Origin of the sequence: Methanococcoides vulcani, assembly GCF_900111645.1 — an archaeon.
Lineage (GTDB): Archaea > Halobacteriota > Methanosarcinia > Methanosarcinales > Methanosarcinaceae > Methanococcoides > Methanococcoides vulcani.
Genome location: NZ_FOHQ01000005.1, coordinates 94,844 through 109,903, shown reverse-complemented (window position 1 = coordinate 109,903; position 15,060 = coordinate 94,844). Strand labels below are relative to the sequence as shown.

Annotated in this window: 14 protein-coding genes and 1 tRNA gene; 8 read left to right on the top strand and 7 right to left on the bottom strand. The window is 44.5% G+C overall.

Annotated features, from left to right (window positions below):
- Positions 1-52: 52 nt before the first annotated feature.
- Positions 53-196: a hypothetical protein gene (locus BMX02_RS11920; RefSeq protein ID WP_167879321.1), complete on the top strand. Its 144-nt coding sequence runs from the start codon at positions 53-55 to the stop codon at positions 194-196.
- A gap of 105 nt (positions 197-301) precedes the next feature.
- Here BMX02_RS11920 and BMX02_RS08470 read toward each other — a convergent pair whose 3' ends face one another.
- Positions 302-1,081, bottom strand: a complete 780-nt coding sequence (locus BMX02_RS08470) for an ATPase domain-containing protein (protein ID WP_091690254.1) — start codon at positions 1,079-1,081, stop codon at positions 302-304.
- Between the two features lie 532 nt (positions 1,082-1,613).
- On the opposite strand from BMX02_RS08470, the gene BMX02_RS08465 reads away from it, so the two are divergent.
- From BMX02_RS08465 to BMX02_RS08450, 4 genes are all read left to right on the top strand, one after another.
- The gene (locus BMX02_RS08465; protein ID WP_091690320.1) at positions 1,614-2,756 is read left to right on the top strand and encodes an S-layer protein domain-containing protein; all 1,143 of its coding nucleotides are present in this window, start codon (positions 1,614-1,616) and stop codon (positions 2,754-2,756) included.
- Between the two features lie 129 nt (positions 2,757-2,885).
- Positions 2,886-3,428 carry a hypothetical protein gene (locus tag BMX02_RS08460; RefSeq protein ID WP_091690253.1) on the top strand — a complete coding sequence of 181 codons (543 nt, stop codon included), beginning with the start codon at positions 2,886-2,888 and terminating at the stop codon, positions 3,426-3,428.
- Between the two features lie 84 nt (positions 3,429-3,512).
- Positions 3,513-3,621, top strand: a tRNA-Met gene (locus BMX02_RS08455).
- Between the two features lie 97 nt (positions 3,622-3,718).
- Entirely contained in the window at positions 3,719-6,454 is a 2,736-nt protein-coding gene (locus BMX02_RS08450; protein ID WP_091690252.1) for a DNA-directed DNA polymerase, read from the top strand.
- Between the two features lie 76 nt (positions 6,455-6,530).
- Here BMX02_RS08450 and eno read toward each other — a convergent pair whose 3' ends face one another.
- Positions 6,531-7,808, bottom strand: coding sequence for a phosphopyruvate hydratase (eno, locus tag BMX02_RS08445; protein ID WP_091690251.1), 1,278 nt, complete (start codon positions 7,806-7,808; stop codon positions 6,531-6,533).
- A 152-nt stretch (positions 7,809-7,960) separates the two neighbouring features.
- Between eno and BMX02_RS08440 the strand changes: the two genes are divergently transcribed.
- Complete coding sequence (locus BMX02_RS08440) at positions 7,961-8,338, top strand: MreA family transcriptional regulator (protein WP_167879320.1); 378 nt, start codon at positions 7,961-7,963, stop codon at positions 8,336-8,338.
- A 29-nt stretch (positions 8,339-8,367) separates the two neighbouring features.
- Here BMX02_RS08440 and BMX02_RS08435 read toward each other — a convergent pair whose 3' ends face one another.
- From BMX02_RS08435 to nadC, 5 genes are all read right to left on the bottom strand, one after another.
- The gene (locus BMX02_RS08435; RefSeq protein WP_091690319.1) at positions 8,368-8,814 is read right to left on the bottom strand and encodes a PPC domain-containing DNA-binding protein; all 447 of its coding nucleotides are present in this window, start codon (positions 8,812-8,814) and stop codon (positions 8,368-8,370) included.
- Positions 8,815-8,827: 13 nt separating this feature from the next.
- Positions 8,828-9,511, bottom strand: coding sequence for an ABC transporter ATP-binding protein (locus tag BMX02_RS08430; protein WP_091690249.1), 684 nt, complete (start codon positions 9,509-9,511; stop codon positions 8,828-8,830).
- 206 nt (positions 9,512-9,717) lie between these two features.
- On the bottom strand, positions 9,718-10,824 hold the full coding sequence (locus tag BMX02_RS08425) for an FtsZ/tubulin family protein (protein WP_091690248.1): 1,107 nt from the start codon (positions 10,822-10,824) through the stop codon (positions 9,718-9,720).
- 56 nt (positions 10,825-10,880) lie between these two features.
- Positions 10,881-12,107, bottom strand: coding sequence for a COG1361 family protein (locus BMX02_RS08420; protein ID WP_167879319.1), 1,227 nt, complete (start codon positions 12,105-12,107; stop codon positions 10,881-10,883).
- Between the two features lie 132 nt (positions 12,108-12,239).
- Positions 12,240-13,076 carry a carboxylating nicotinate-nucleotide diphosphorylase gene (nadC, locus tag BMX02_RS08415; protein WP_091690246.1) on the bottom strand — a complete coding sequence of 279 codons (837 nt, stop codon included), beginning with the start codon at positions 13,074-13,076 and terminating at the stop codon, positions 12,240-12,242.
- Between the two features lie 135 nt (positions 13,077-13,211).
- On the opposite strand from nadC, the gene BMX02_RS08410 reads away from it, so the two are divergent.
- Entirely contained in the window at positions 13,212-14,027 is an 816-nt protein-coding gene (locus tag BMX02_RS08410) for an aspartate dehydrogenase (protein WP_091690245.1), read from the top strand.
- A 101-nt stretch (positions 14,028-14,128) separates the two neighbouring features.
- Positions 14,129-15,049, top strand: a complete 921-nt coding sequence (nadA, locus tag BMX02_RS08405; protein ID WP_091690244.1) for a quinolinate synthase NadA — start codon at positions 14,129-14,131, stop codon at positions 15,047-15,049.
- The last annotated feature ends 11 nt before the right edge of the window (positions 15,050-15,060 follow it).

The following is a 15,060-nucleotide window of genomic DNA, read 5'->3' as shown; positions in this document are numbered from 1 at the left end:
CAATATAAAACAGGCTTAATAAAGAAATTAGAATCTGGATCGGTGAAGTAAAATGAACTACAGATGCCCATTGTGTGAAGGAAGGATGAATCGCTGGAGATATCCTACTATCAAAAGACATGACAATTTTGGTCGTGCGCTTGTGATATACAAGTGTATAGAATGTGGGAACGAAGAGACCTATCCTGATCTCTGATACTTTTGCTTTTTGTAGGTATTTTCAGGCATCTTAGAAATATATTCAAGATGCCCGAGTTCTTCCTTTAATTATTCTTTATATATTACAGTGCCCGGATAGTTTTCAGAATGAGGCATACACTTCTTCATGTGGGTGTATCACAAAACCTTCTGATGTAATATCATATGGGTGTAGCTTCTTGCTGTGGTCGGAACCACGCATCTTGAAGATCTCAATGGTACGGGTGCGGACCGTCTCACGCATGTCGTAATGAAGCACGAAGGTGCCGTCTGTTACGAAGGTCTCCACACCGAACCTTGCCGGCTCCTTTTCATTGATGATCTCACATGTCAGCAGTGAGGTCAGTCCGATAACTTCCAGGGTCGTACTGAGCTTGAGGAGTTCCACACGGATCTTTGCAGGGTCGTGCAGGTAGAAACTGATAGAAGTCGTGGAGTCGATAAGAGCCCTCTTTGCATCGATCTCTTCCTGGCTGGCAATTATCTGGTCCATCATGGAGCGAGTGTCAAAAGGCCTGACATCGACATATTTCTCCTGTGATGGAATGCCGATCTTGGTGGAACATGCGTCGATGATGATAAGTTTGCCTTCATCTTCCAGTGCCTGGAGGTCCCATCCGAATTTCAGTACGTTCTCCCTGATCTGTTCCGGTCTTTCTTCTGTTGCGACGATAATACCGTTCTCACCGTATTTTGTAATACCATTATATATGTACTGGACGGAAAAGTTCGTCTTACCTGCACCGGATGTACCTGATACAAGGTATGAACGGTCGCGGATAAGTCCTCCCCCACAAAGTTCATCAAATCCGGGGATACCGGTCTTGACCCTGTTCATTTCATCTTCCATTGATATTTCTTCAGAGGCTGACCCTTCGAACATTATATTTTCACTCCTCATTATATTATTGTGTACACGGTTTGAGGCTATTATCTGCCAACTATGAGACACATTTGAACCATTATTAGTAATTATATGATACAACAGGTTTCACTGTTATTATAATAATAATTAACACGCTGTACATATAAATTTATTGAAGATATCTATATGTTACAGCATTGATCATGACAACAAGAACGTTGATGTGCACAATATCGACAATTTACGAATTATAATAGGTGATTTTTGAACATTTTATATTAAATCCCCTGAATAATCTTCGACATTCACCGTTATTTGCATCGATATTTACCTTTGCATTACGATAAATACTCTTAAAGAGACCACAAAAGCTTTAAAAGCCAATTAACTTAATAGTCAGTTGTAATCCAATATGACGGGATTAAGAGGGTGATTATGTCTCCTTCGGCAATGGACGAAACTTCGTGCTTTGTCTGGAGGACTGATACACGTTAATACGTTTATCTTGATTCTCACTCTTGATATATATTTAAAATAATGGAGGAAAATAATGAAAAGCTTTTTAGCAATCGCAATGGCTGCTCTTATGGTACTGAGCTTTGTATCAGTAGCAAGTGCAGCAGACAGTGTTGAGATTCGCAGTCCTGTATTCAGTGGTGCAGATGACAGCGCTCTTAACACATATACAACTGATTTTACAGACTTTGCAGCATTCTGGTATGACATTGATGAAGGATTAGGTTCCGAAGCATTTGTCATTACTTATGATGGAGATGCTGACAGGACACTCGATGAAGGAAGCCTTGAATACACCGCAGACGTTATCAATGTAGCATATACCTATGGCGGATGGGCTGACAATGGAGAAGAATTCCAGAAGCTCGGTTTCCTTGCAGAGGAATATGTTCCAGTCAACGGTGACCTTCAGATCCTTTCCACACTTATCATGGACGACGATGAGAAGTACACCATGCGTGTTGGCCAGACACTCGACCTCGGTGAGGGCTTTGCACTCACACCAAAGCAGATCGATGTCGATGGTAACAAGGTATGGCTCGAGCTCACAAAGGACGGCGAATTCCTTGATGATGATGTCTACAACACAGAAAACAACATTGACAACAGCTCATGGGACTATGAGGCAGATGTTGCTGGTGAGGAAGATGTTGTTGTCATGAGAGTACACATTAACGAGGTATTCCAGGGACAGGTCGACAGCCTTGCAATCATTGAAGGTATCTGGCTCATGTCAGATGAAGCAATGGAGATCGCTGACGATGAAGAGTTCGGTATACTCACAGTTGAGGCAGTTGGTGCAGATTTCATCACACTCGAGAACACCGATGAACAGGTCAACCTCAATGCAGACGATGTCATTGAACTTACAGATGACATGAAGCTTAGAGTTGCTGACAGTGATGACGATGATGTAAGGTTCTACCCATTTGTCGAAATGACTGTTGACGGTGAAGCTCCAGAAGTCGAAGAAGTGCCTGAAGAAGAAGTAGTTGCACCTGAAGAAGATGTAAATGTTACACCTGAAGAAGATGTAAATGTTACACCTGAAGAAGATGTAAACGTTACACCTGAAGAAGAGCCAGTCGAAGAAGAAGAAGAGCCAGTACCTGGCTTCGAAGCAGTCTTCGCAATTGCAGGTCTTCTTGCAGTAGCATACTTCGTCAGAAGGAACTAAATAACTAAAATCTAAGAAGGGTGAAAACCCTTCTAACATTTCTTTTTTTTGTCCGGTTTTTCGATAAATTAAAATACCTTATGCCCTTATTGTATCTCATTCTAACTTAGAACAATGAGGTCTTTAAGAATGAATATGAAGGTATTGATGGTTTCTCTCATTGCATTGCTGCTTGTTGCAATGTCAGGATGTACAGATCCGGCTGAGCCGGAAGATCCCATAACAGCTGCTAACCTCAGCGTTGATGGTGTAGTGCTGGAAAATGTTCCTGAAGGGTTTGATTACCTTGGTGCCCACTCCCTTGAGGTCGAAGATGTAAAGGCAAGCTATGCGGATGTCACTGGTATCGTGGAAGCTTCTGAAGGTATATACCAGCGTGATTCTGTGGACTATTTCATTATAGCCATCGAGCTTGAAAGCAGTGAGGCTGCTGAAGAGCTCGTTACCCAGTACAAAGCTGGTTTTGTTCCTCTTGCAAATGGTGACAGGTTCGTGGAAGAATCCTTTAACGGACATGATGCAACACGTGTAACAAAATATATCACCTCAAATGGTGAACAGGTCCCACGTTATCACTACGTATGGACCAATGAGAACTTCGTGTTCCTCGTCAAGGGAAATACCGATGACAACACGATAGTAATGGATCTTGCTGAAGCGACCGGATTCTGATCCGGTCCCTTTTTAAAAAGTTTAAAAGATGAAGCAGTCAATCGATATGCTTTAATACCACTATGTCCATTTAGGTGCTGCAATGCCCGGATAGCCTAGTTGGTTGGGGCGCCAGACTCATAGGGACTTTTAACCGAGCGTCCAAATCTCCTGAGAAATCTGGAGGTCGCGTGTTCGAGTCACGCTCCGGGCACTTTGCCTTTCATTAATTTTGTTTTTTGCTATCAGTTTTATTTTCTGTCTTGCTTTGACAACAAAGCATATATTATGCCTTCACATTAAGTAGTTCCATGAATTTTCAGATCCTGGATGCTGACTATTTCCGTGAAGAAGATCGACCTGTAGTACGCCTTTTTGGCAGGTCCGACGATGGGAAGAGCGTCTGCTGTCTTGTTCCGGGATTTGAGCCTTATTTTTATCTGAGTGCATCAGGTGATCTCCAGAAGCTGGGCCAGACAATAAAGGACAGGTTCGATGTTGTAAAGGACATTGAAGTGGTCGAGAGGTTCGAGCCAATAGGCTATCAGGAAACAAAACAACCCATGCTAAAGGTCACCACATTTGACCCGCGCAACGTTCCTGAGATAAGGGATGAAGTGGCAGAAATGCTTGGTGGAGGGAAAGTTTATGAAACTGATATCCTGTTCAGGAACAGGTTCCTTATAGACAAGGGTTTCAAAGGCATGGGGTGGGTGTCCGCAGAAACAGATACCGATGTATCAAAAGGTGATCTGCTCTGTGACCATGTCATGAGATCGTCAGAGCTGACCGAAGTTGACAGGATCGCCAACGCGCCACTGAAGTATATGGCCTTTGATATCGAATGCCTTCCTCATGACGGCGGGATGCCTACACCGGATGTCTCTCCTATTATCATGGTAAGTTTTTCCTTTGAACCGGCTTACAAAGGTCACAGTACCATTGTACTTGTCAAGAAAGAGGTGGAAGGTGTTGATGATGACGTGGAGATGTTCACGGAAGAAGCCGATCTTCTTAACCGGTTCTTCGAGATCATCACGGAATACGATCCTGATGTGATCACCGGTTATAACATAAATGATTTTGATGTTCCATATATTGTTGACAGGGTGAAAACCCTGAACGAATCCGGTGGCGGTATAAGATCGGTTGTCGGAAGGGATTCGAGGCAGCTCAGTTATCGTAAGATCATAAGCCGCACAATGGTGTCGATACCCGGCAGGGTGGTCGTGGATGCGCTTCCTCTTATCAGGCAACAGTTCAGCCTGAAAAGATACACCCTGCGTAACGTCTCAAAGGAACTGCTTGACAGGGAAAAACTGGACGTTGCACCGGCTGATATGGAAGAGCACTGGAACGATTCCGGTGAGAAGATCAGGAAGTTCATAGATTATGCCAGGCGTGACTCCGAGCTTGCCCTTGAGCTTTTGCTTAAGCTCAAGCTTCTTGACAAATATATTGCTTTATCAAGGGTCAGCGGTGTCCTGCTTCAGGATACGGTCAGTGGCGGGCAGACCAATATGGTGGAGCATATCCTGATGACGGAGTTCGGTAAACAGGGCAGGGTCATGTCCACAAAGCCGGATGATGAAACTTCAGCTTTCAGGCGCAAGCAGAATGAGAACCTTAAAGGCGGTGCAGTTCTTGAGCCTGAGAAAGGGCTTCATGAGAATGTGATCGTTCTGGACTACAAATCCCTTTATCCTACCATTATGATGGCTCACAACCTTTGTTATACAACTGTTGTGAAACCTGGGACATATCCTGAAGAAGATATTATCAGGTCTCCTTCAAAGGGAGAATTCGTTAAGCCCGACATATTCAAAGGCGTTGTGCCATCAGTTCTGGAACATTTGCTTGATCAGAGGATCAGTACAAAGCAATTGATGAAAAAGGCTAGCGATGAAGGGGAATATCGTGTTCTTGATGCAACACAGCTTGCCCTGAAGATCCTGCTTAACAGTTTTTATGGTTATTCGGGTTATGCCCGTGCAAGACTCTACAGCCTCCAGATGGCCAATTCTGTGACAAGTATAGGCAGGGGGAACATAGCAAGGACCGAGGATATCGTCTGCAACAAGATCGGCAGGATAATTCTCAGGGATAATGTAGCTTATCTCACAGATGAGGTCAGTGATTCCAGAGAGGATGATAAGGTAGTGAAACTTTCCGTAGCTTACGGTGATACAGACAGTGTTTTTGTTCATTGCAGGAACGATTGTGACGAGGAGTTCGCAGAAGGTGAGTTCTCACTTGAAGATTCCGCATTGGTGGGAAGAAAGGTCGCAAGCATTGTCACAGCATCGTTGCCTGATCCCATGGAACTCGAATTTGAGGCTGCTGCAAAGCGTGTTCTTCTGATAGCCAAGAAACGATATGCTCAGTGGATATTTGAGCCAACGAACGACGGCTGGGAAGATCAGATAAAGGTAAAGGGACTTGAAACGGTACGTCGTGACTGGTGTGAGCTGACATCCAAGATGCTCAACAGGGTACTGGAACTTGTACTAAAAGAAGGTGACATTGATGGCTCTGTTCGTCATGTAAGGGAACTTGTTGACAGGGTGCGCAATCTGGATGTACAGAAGGATGCTGATATTGTTGAGGACCTTGTGCTTACAAAGAGTTTCTCCAAGTCCCCGTCAAGCTACAAGAACAAACAACCCCATCTTACCGTGGTGGAGAATATCCAGAGGCGCACAGGTGTTCGCCCGGCCATTGGTGAGAGAATACCATTTGTTATTACTGCAGGGAAAGGTCTTTTCGTAGATAGGGCAGAGGATCCTGAATATGTGCGTGAGCACAATATAACTCTGGATGTGGACTACTACATACAGAAGCAGATGTTGCCCCCTGTGGAGCGTATCCTTGGCGTATTTGGGGTTGATGTGGCTACCCTGAACCACGATTCAAAACAAAAAGGTCTCTTTGATTTCGATAGATCTCCTGAAGAAAAGGTCGAAACTGTAAGAAGGACCTGCAGAGGAACCGAAGCATCTGCTCAACAGGCAGATCAGAAAACGCAGAGCTCCCTCTTTGATTTTTAAATCTAAAAACTTAAATTCAAAATCAATTTAAAATAAATTCAGAACTGAATTTAAACTTAAATTAAAATAAAAAAGATCAGAGCTGCACATAACGTGCAGAATCTCCGAGATCTTCTTCTATCCTGAGTAACTGGTTGTATTTTGCAGTGCGCTCACTTCTTGCAGGTGCTCCTGTCTTGATCAGGTCGGCACCTATCGCAACGGAAATGTCTGCGATCATTGCATCTTCGGTCTCAGCGGAGCGGTGGCTTACCACAACGCTGTATCCATTGCGAAGTGCAAGGTTTGCGGCATCAAATGACTCGGAGATCGTACCTATCTGGTTGATCTTGAGCAGGAGTGCGTTAGCAGCATCCATTTCAACACCCTTCGCAAGGCGGTTCACGTTCGTCACGAACAGGTCATCACCTACGATAATGGTGTCCCATGCCTCACTGGTAAGCGTTGCAAAGTCTTCGAATGACTCTTCATGGAATGGGTCCTCTATGGAAAGGATCGGATAGGTGTCGATAAGTTCAAGGTAATAATCCACAAGTTCAGCAGGTGTAAGCATATTTCCATCGATGGAGTATTTGCCATCTTCAAAGAACTCTGATGCAGCAGCATCAAGACCGATGGTGATCTCGGATTCGGTATATCCTGCCTCATCAATGGCACTCACAAGGGCATCCAGTGCATCGGATGTCATTGAGATCGGTGGTGCATATCCTCCTTCATATCCAACGTTGGTTGCGGATGCACCGTATTTATCTTCAAGGACCTTGCCCAGTGCATGGTAGGTCTCGGTTCCCATTCTCAAAGCATTGGAATACGTATCTGCTCCCTTTGGCTGTATCATGAACTCCTGTATGGAGAGCTCGTTACCGGCGTGCTTTCCACCGTTGATCACGTTCATGGTCGGTACAGGCAGTGCGAACGCGTTGGTTCCGCCAAGATAGCGGTAAAGTGGCATGTTAAGTGAATCAGCTGCTGCTTTTGCAACGGCCATGGAAACACCCAGGATCGCATTGGCACCAAAGGTCATCTTGTTATCGGTTCCATCCAGTGCGATCATCAGTTCATCGATCTCACGCTGGTTGCGAACGTCCATTCCAAGCAGTTCCTTTGCAAAGGTGGAGTTCACATTTTCAACTGCATCAAGTACACCTTTCCCGTTGTAACGATCATCCTCTTTGTCCCTTAGCTCGAGTGCCTCATTACTTCCGGTCGATGCCCCGGAAGGCACACTTGCCCTTCCAAATCCACGGCCAGTGTAGATATCGACTTCAACAGTAGGATTTCCTCTGGAATCAAGGATTTCCCTGGCATGTACTTTTTCAATTGTATACTTTGCTTCTTCGCCAATATAGCTCATGTTTTCCACCATTAGAACGTTCTATTGACCAATCGTACATTACAGTATATATCGTTACCGCATTTGTTGTTTCAGGGTTCTAATATAGTTTCCTTATGTAGTCAACATTCCCAACAGCATAAATTTATAATGGTATAGCATTATTATTGTATATGGGGAGTGAAAATATTATTTTAATGGATGATGAAGGGTATGAAGTATCATCGCTTTTGCAAAGTATTGACGTTCCGAGGATCGAAGCGCTTTCGATCGCCTGTCTTTTCAATGTAGAGGAATTGAGCTCGCAGGACATCGAGAGGGCCACCGGGCTGAGGCAACCGGAGGTAAGCGTTGCCATGCGCTCACTTTACGAACGTGGATGGATAGATGAAAGGGATGATAAAAGGACAAAGTGCAGGGGAAGGCCTGCAAAATATTATTCCCTGAAAGTGGACTTTGCAGATATAATCAAGGTCTATGAGTCGAAGATATTGAAAATGAACGAGGAAAAGCTGAAGATCATTCAGGATCTCCTGGGGATGACCATTTGATCTTGAAGTCTTAAGGACTTTAGCTTTTCTTATTTCATTGCTCCGAACGTAATTGGGGCAAATCCTTTTGCAGTATCAAAAGCGCGCTTAGCATCCATGCCGGATATTTCCAGTATAAATACTTCAAGCACCATGAAAGCCTCACTTTCCCCACGCATGCATCCAACATTCACATTATCGCCACGACCGGCAGAGGTGTGAAGGTGTATCTTTGGTCTTCCTTCCTCTAAAAAGATATTTCCGATCCCTATAACTTCATGAGGGTCAGAGTAATTCACCCACATAGGTTCAGGTGGAATTGCATTCTCTTTTGGACCGACAACAAGGTTTGCTTTAGCAACAGCACCCAGCAGGATGAAAACTGCAGATGTGATACTTTCTTTTTCAGCGAGTCCTTCGAGTTCTTCAAGCAGGTCTTCTCCCGTGTCTATCCTTACGGTAAAGACCCTTCCTATATTCCCTTTACTATATTCCATATTTCCACCGTTATCATTCATTGACTATTTTTCCATCTACCAGCCGTACGATACGTTCAGTCTTTGCAGCCATGTTCTCGTCATGGGTCACAAGGATGAAGGTCTGGTCATGTTCCCTGTTAAGCTTCCTTAGAAGCTCATATATCTTATCACTGGAATGGCTGTCCAGATTGCCTGTGGGTTCATCACCTATGACTATCTTTGGACTGTTTGCCAGCGCACGGGCTACGGCAACCCTCTGGTTCTGGCCCCCTGAAAGCTGGTTAGGCCTGTGATCCATTCTATCTTCGAGATCAACTTCTTTCAGAAGATCGCGTGCGATCCTTTCAGCTTCACGCTTGCTTTTCCCTGCTATCAGCAGAGGCATCATCACATTCTCAAGTGCAGAAAAGTCAGGCAGCAGGTGATGGTACTGGAAAATAAAGCCCAGCATTTCGTTGCGTGCTCTGGAACGCTCCCTGTCAGACATCGTAGTTACATTTTCCCCGTCTATCAGGATGGTCCCGCTGGTAGGCGTATCCAGTATGCCTATCATGTGAAGTAAAGTGCTCTTTCCTGATCCTGAAGGACCGATTATTGAAAGGAACTCTCCGCGTTTAACGGTCATGTTCAGTCCGTCAAGCGCTTTGACCCCAAGACCATCGGTATAGATCTTGGTAAGGTCCCGTATCTCGATTATGTTGGGTTCACTGGTCATACTATGCCTGCTTTGGTTTAGGTCTTTGCACATTCCTTTTATCTTTTCAGGATTATTTATAATGAATGGTGCTCTCTCATGAGCAAGCAATAGTCTTCTGATGAGATACTCAATTCTTGTAATAGCTGCCTATAAAAAAGCTGAAATAGTTACAAAAAAGTTCAAAAATAGTATATAATATCCCTTTAAGGGATATTATATAATGCTTAATAATCAGGCTCAAGCCCATCGATCTGGGAAAATGCCCTATCGACTCCTTTCTGCTCGGTAATCCTTGTTTTCTTTTCGCGTTCCTGATGGATCGCATCTACGGCAACAGAATAAAGGTTCTCAAGTTCTTCTGCAACTTCAAGTGTCAGCACGGCAAGTACCTGGGGTGTTTCTCCTTTCCTGACAATGATACCTTTGAAAACATGACCAACCGATGAGGAAAGTTTTTCCACTTCAGTGGATATCTCATCAATGCTCAGGTATGACTTGTCACCTTTTATGATGATCATTGCCCTGCTACCTTCCTTGTAAACATCAGTGGAGAACAGAAGTCCGGAAGGTGAAAGTGCTTTTTGTATCGCTGACTTGATGGGCGTTCCCTTATCGGCCTCATAGAAACCGATGGTTGCAAGCCCTGCACCGCCACTCATAACTGTCTTGAAGTCGCCAAGATCGGTGACCATCATCATTTCGCTATCCAGTGCATCGATCAGGAATAGAATACGCTTTGCGATCATATCGTTGATGCTGTTGTATGCTGACTGTACATCTCCTCCAATCTGTTTGAGGAACTGGTTGTCGGCAAGTATTATACCGTCCACACCACTGTCGCGTATATCCTTCAGGCAGAATGCAGCATTCTGCAGGTAGAGTGTACCCTCCTCCCTGAACGGAAGGACGACGACCGCATAGATCGGGAAATCATAGCTCTTCTTTAGTTCTTCGATAAGTGGAGGTGTAAAGGATGATCCTGTTCCGCCTGATGCAGACGTGAGCACAAAACCGATATCGAAGTTTCCCCTTTCCTCGATCTGGCGCATGATGTTTGCTTTGTTCTCTTCAAAGACATTTTTGCCTACGTTGCGGTTTGCACCAACTCCGTGAAGGTGAGGAATGTGTACTCTGTCCTTTGCTTTGGTGAACCTCATCTCTTTCAGGTCGTTCATTGCAGTGTTGATAGCTATTGTCTCAACATTGCTCTTGTATTTCTGCTGTGAGTAGAACTTTGCAAATTTGCTTTTACCACCAAAAGCCTCTTTGTTTATCGCATCAAGGATACGGTTACCACATTGACCATTTCCTATGACCAGTATATTGAGCAAATAATTCCTCCGGATTTAATCTCTCTTGAAACGTTCATTATGAAGTTAGCTGGTGATCAGTACCTGTATTGCCTGGACCTGTAGACGATCCATCCTCCGATGGCGAGAATGAACAGTAATGGGAGGGCATATGCATACCAGGGCTGTTCGAAAAGCACATCAGTGTCTCCTCTGGCCACATCGAGTGTGCTTGTTGTGAACTCCCCGCTGACTGTCTGGGATTCTGAAGCCATACCACTGTCATACTGGTATGAATACTCTGTTGTAATGGTGTAAGTTCCCAATTCCGTGGGTTTGATATTGTATCGGATCTCTTTTTCCTGATTCAGGCCGAAGTTCTCGATATATACTTTTGGTACATCGTTGATCATTTCGATGTTATCATTGCTGCCTTCAAAATCAAGTCCTTCAGGTAGCAGGATGTTCAATACGACACCATTTGCAGAAGCCTCACCTGTGTTCCTGATATTGATCGTGACCTCTACATCGTCGCCTCTTTGCACGCTTCTGGTATCCAGTGCAGTGGAGAACTCAAGTTCTGCCATTTTGTCTTCACCTGTGACCGTTACGACAGGTCTGTTCGAGGTAGCTTGAGGGAAATCCAGTTCTGCTTCGTTGGAGTAGGTTGCAACAGTGGGCTTCAGTTCAAATGTTCCTGCTTCATTTGCCTGCAGCTTATAGAGGAAAATGGTCCTTTCCTCATATTTGTCTATTGACATTGGTCCGGTCTCTTCAAGAGTTATCTCCTGCAAAACGAACCCGGCCGGCTTCGGATCAGTGAAACGAACTTCAGTAGCTCTTCCATCTCCGTTGTTCCTTACCACGACTTTGATTGTGACAACATCACCCTGTTCTACACTGTAGGAACTTACTTCCTTTGTGATCTCCAGTTTCGGTGTGCCCGAATACTTTGCTTTATCATGACCACCATCAACGACCTGTTCCAGATAGATCGGGTCGTCGTCTGTAATTGTTATGGATAACGTTGCCCGTGAAACTATTCCTCCGGCGACAGAGTCTAATGTTATCTCAATGGTTTCCCCTTCTGCATTAAAAGAGAATGAATCACCTTCGCTGACCATTTTGTCTTGGATAAGTTCATCCTGATCATATACTTTGAATACACAGGATTCAGCATCAATAAAGACTTCGACGACATCGATCACAATATTATTGATCTGGTATCCGTCCCCTTCCTCTATGCTTCCGTTGAACAAGACCTCTTTGGCAGATGCGCTTGTTGTGAACATCAAAGCTATCAATGCTATCGCCACTATCGTCACAAACAAATTTTTAGACCGAAACATAATTCCCTCGACGCAGAAGTAAATTGCTATTTAATAGTATTTTATAGTATATACTCTACCAGCATCAATACAATATGAGAATCCAATAAATAGTTTGTGATAATGGCATCACGTATCAGTTTCTACAAATTCAAGACTGACATCCGTCCACTGTGATCTGTGAACCAGTGAACCCACAGATATCACATCAACGCCTGTCTTGGCATATTCTGAAATGTTGTCCAGGTTTATGCCCCCTGAAACCTCAATGATAACATCATCTCTGAGTCCTTCCCGCTTCAGTTCTTCCAGCGTATGGATCACCTGTCCGGGTAACATGTTATCGAACATGATAATATCGACACCCATTCGTGTTGCTATGATCGCATCTTCTGCGGTTTCGACCTCTACCTCGATCTTCTGTGTGAATCCAGCCAGTTTTTTGGCGGAAATGATCGCGTTCTCCAGCCCCATAGCGTTTATGTGGTTGTCCTTGATCATAATGGCGTCTGAGAGATCGAACCTGTGAGGATCTCCTCCGCCTGCAATGATAGCAAGTTTTTCGAACTTCCTGATTCCGGGCGTTGTTTTCCTGGTCCCGGCCACCTTTGTATCCGAATACTGCCTGACTATCTTCACATATTTGCGGGTCAGTGTTGCAATCCCGGTCAGATGTCCCAGGAAGTTCAGGACAAGGCGCTCGGCACGCAGTACCGCTACAGAATTTCCACTTATTTTAAAGATCGTATCCCCTGCTTTGATCTCATCCCCGTCCACAAGTTCCGTATGTGTCTGGATACCAAAATATTCCATTATCTTTTGTGCAACTTCGATCCCTGCGACAACACAATCCTCTTTTGCAAAAATTATCGCATTGATCTTTGTTTCAGGAACAAGGGTGCAGGAAATATCGTTAGCCCCAAGATCTTCACTGATGAATCGTTCTATCTCACAGTTCAGTATCATATTACCACATATATTAATGCCTCAAGAGGTTTATATGCTTTTAGAGTATTTTGGAATACCATGGTCGAACTTATAGGTCGACCGACATTCAACTAACCATAATCTAATTAATAAGATATTCATAAGGAGTCCAGAATGCTAAAGATCGGAGTGTTCGGATGTGGTGCTATCGGTACCGAACTTTGCAAAGCTATCGATTCCGGCCACATAGATGTTGAACTGTATGCAGTATATGACAGACACGAACAGGCAACAATTGATTTGAAAAAGCAGCTCAGGAACATGGATCCGAAAGTTCTTGAGATCGTAGAGATGGTAAAGCACGTTGATCTTGTAGTAGAATGTGCTTCCCAGCAGGCAGTCTACGAAGTAGTTCCTACTGCTCTCCATGCAAAGTGTGATGTCATGTCTATAAGTGTAGGAGCTTTTGCTGACCAGAATCTCCTTAAAACTACTACTGACCTTGCAAAGGAGTATGGCTGCAAGATATACCTTCCCTCAGGAGCAATTGCAGGCCTGGATGGCTTAAAATCCGCATCTGCAAAAACTATCTATTCGGTGACACTGACCACTGAGAAGCACCCCAGAAGCCTTGCAGGAGCGCCCCATGTTATCCAGAACAACATAGACCTTGATGCTATCACAGGAAAGACCGTAATATTTGATGGCATGGCATCAGAAGCTGTCAAAGCTTTTCCTGCCAATGTTAACGTTGCAGCTTCCCTGAGCATTGCAGGTATCGGTTTTGATAACACAAAGGTCAAGATCGTTGCAAATCCTGCTCTTTCAAGGAACATCCATGAAATTACCGTGGAAGGAGAGTTCGGAATGTTCACAAGCCGTGTGGAGAACGTCCCGGCCCCGACAAACCCCAAAACAAGTTATCTGGCTGCCCTCTCAGCCATTTCCACTTTGAAAAAGATCGCATCTCCCCTTCAGGTCGGCACATGATAGGTCCGATGGGGAAAAATGTTTAATCCTTATCTGGTTATTGTAGCGCGGTTCATTAACATGTCGTAACCAGCGACAAAATTGAAAAATCAAGTGATCATATGCAGGACAGGCAAACCATCATCAATAAGATCAGATCGTTAAAAAAAGAGCGCAATGCCGTAATCCTGGCTCATTGCTATGCACGCGATGAGGTCCAGGATATTGCAGATTTTGTAGGCGACTCTCTTGGATTGAGTCAGGAAGCAGTTGATCAGGAAGCCGATGTGATCGTGTTTTGCGGTGTAAGTTTCATGGCTGAAAGCGCTGCAGTCCTCTCTCCTGAAAAGACAGTGCTTATGCCGGATGCAGATGCTAATTGCCCCATGGCAGCAATGGTGGATGTACCATCTCTTCGTGAGATGAAGAACGAGCATCCGGATGCAATGGTGGTATGCTATGTGAATACGAGGGCTGATGTCAAGGCCGAAAGTGATATCTGCTGTACATCTGCCAATGCGGTGGAAGTTGTGAATTCATTGGATGCGGATGAGATCATCTTCGTTCCTGACAAGAACCTTGCAGCTTATGTTGCAAAGCACACTGACAAGAAGATAATTCCGTGGAACGGTTACTGCCCTGTGCACAACCAGATCCTTGAAGAAGATGCTCTGATGGCTATGCACGATCATCCGGATGCAGAAATAATGGCGCATCCCGAATGCCGTCCCCAGGTACTTGAGGATGCAGATCATGTGTTCAGTACCACGGGTATGTTGAAGTATGCAAAGGATTCTTCATGCAATGATTTTATCATTTCCACAGAGCAGGGAATAATGCACCAGCTGGAACTTGAGAACCCCGAAAAAAGATTCTATCCTGTTTCTGAATTTGCCTTCTGCTCTGACATGAAGATGATAAACCTGGAAGCAGTACTGCGTTCACTGGAGAACATGGAACACGTTGTGACCGTACCGGAAGATATCCGCTTGCGTGCAAAACAGTCCCTTGATCGTATGTTAGAGGTCAGGCGTAGCAGGTAACATTACTTAAT

Coding starts and splice junctions, on each gene's coding strand:
- BMX02_RS08435 (WP_091690319.1), bottom strand. CDS start 8,814: ATGGAATATAGTAAAGGGAATATAGGAAGGGTCTTTACCGTAAGGATA.
- BMX02_RS08430 (WP_091690249.1), bottom strand. CDS start 9,511: ATGACCAGTGAACCCAACATAATCGAGATACGGGACCTTACCAAGATC.
- BMX02_RS08440 (WP_167879320.1), top strand. CDS start 7,961: ATGGGGAGTGAAAATATTATTTTAATGGATGATGAAGGGTATGAAGTA.
- BMX02_RS11920 (WP_167879321.1), top strand. CDS start 53: ATGAACTACAGATGCCCATTGTGTGAAGGAAGGATGAATCGCTGGAGA.
- nadC (WP_091690246.1), bottom strand. CDS start 13,076: ATGATACTGAACTGTGAGATAGAACGATTCATCAGTGAAGATCTTGGG.
- BMX02_RS08470 (WP_091690254.1), bottom strand. CDS start 1,081: ATGTTCGAAGGGTCAGCCTCTGAAGAAATATCAATGGAAGATGAAATG.
- BMX02_RS08450 (WP_091690252.1), top strand. CDS start 3,719: ATGAATTTTCAGATCCTGGATGCTGACTATTTCCGTGAAGAAGATCGA.
- BMX02_RS08410 (WP_091690245.1), top strand. CDS start 13,212: ATGCTAAAGATCGGAGTGTTCGGATGTGGTGCTATCGGTACCGAACTT.
- eno (WP_091690251.1), bottom strand. CDS start 7,808: ATGAGCTATATTGGCGAAGAAGCAAAGTATACAATTGAAAAAGTACAT.
- BMX02_RS08460 (WP_091690253.1), top strand. CDS start 2,886: ATGAATATGAAGGTATTGATGGTTTCTCTCATTGCATTGCTGCTTGTT.
- nadA (WP_091690244.1), top strand. CDS start 14,129: ATGCAGGACAGGCAAACCATCATCAATAAGATCAGATCGTTAAAAAAA.
- BMX02_RS08465 (WP_091690320.1), top strand. CDS start 1,614: ATGAAAAGCTTTTTAGCAATCGCAATGGCTGCTCTTATGGTACTGAGC.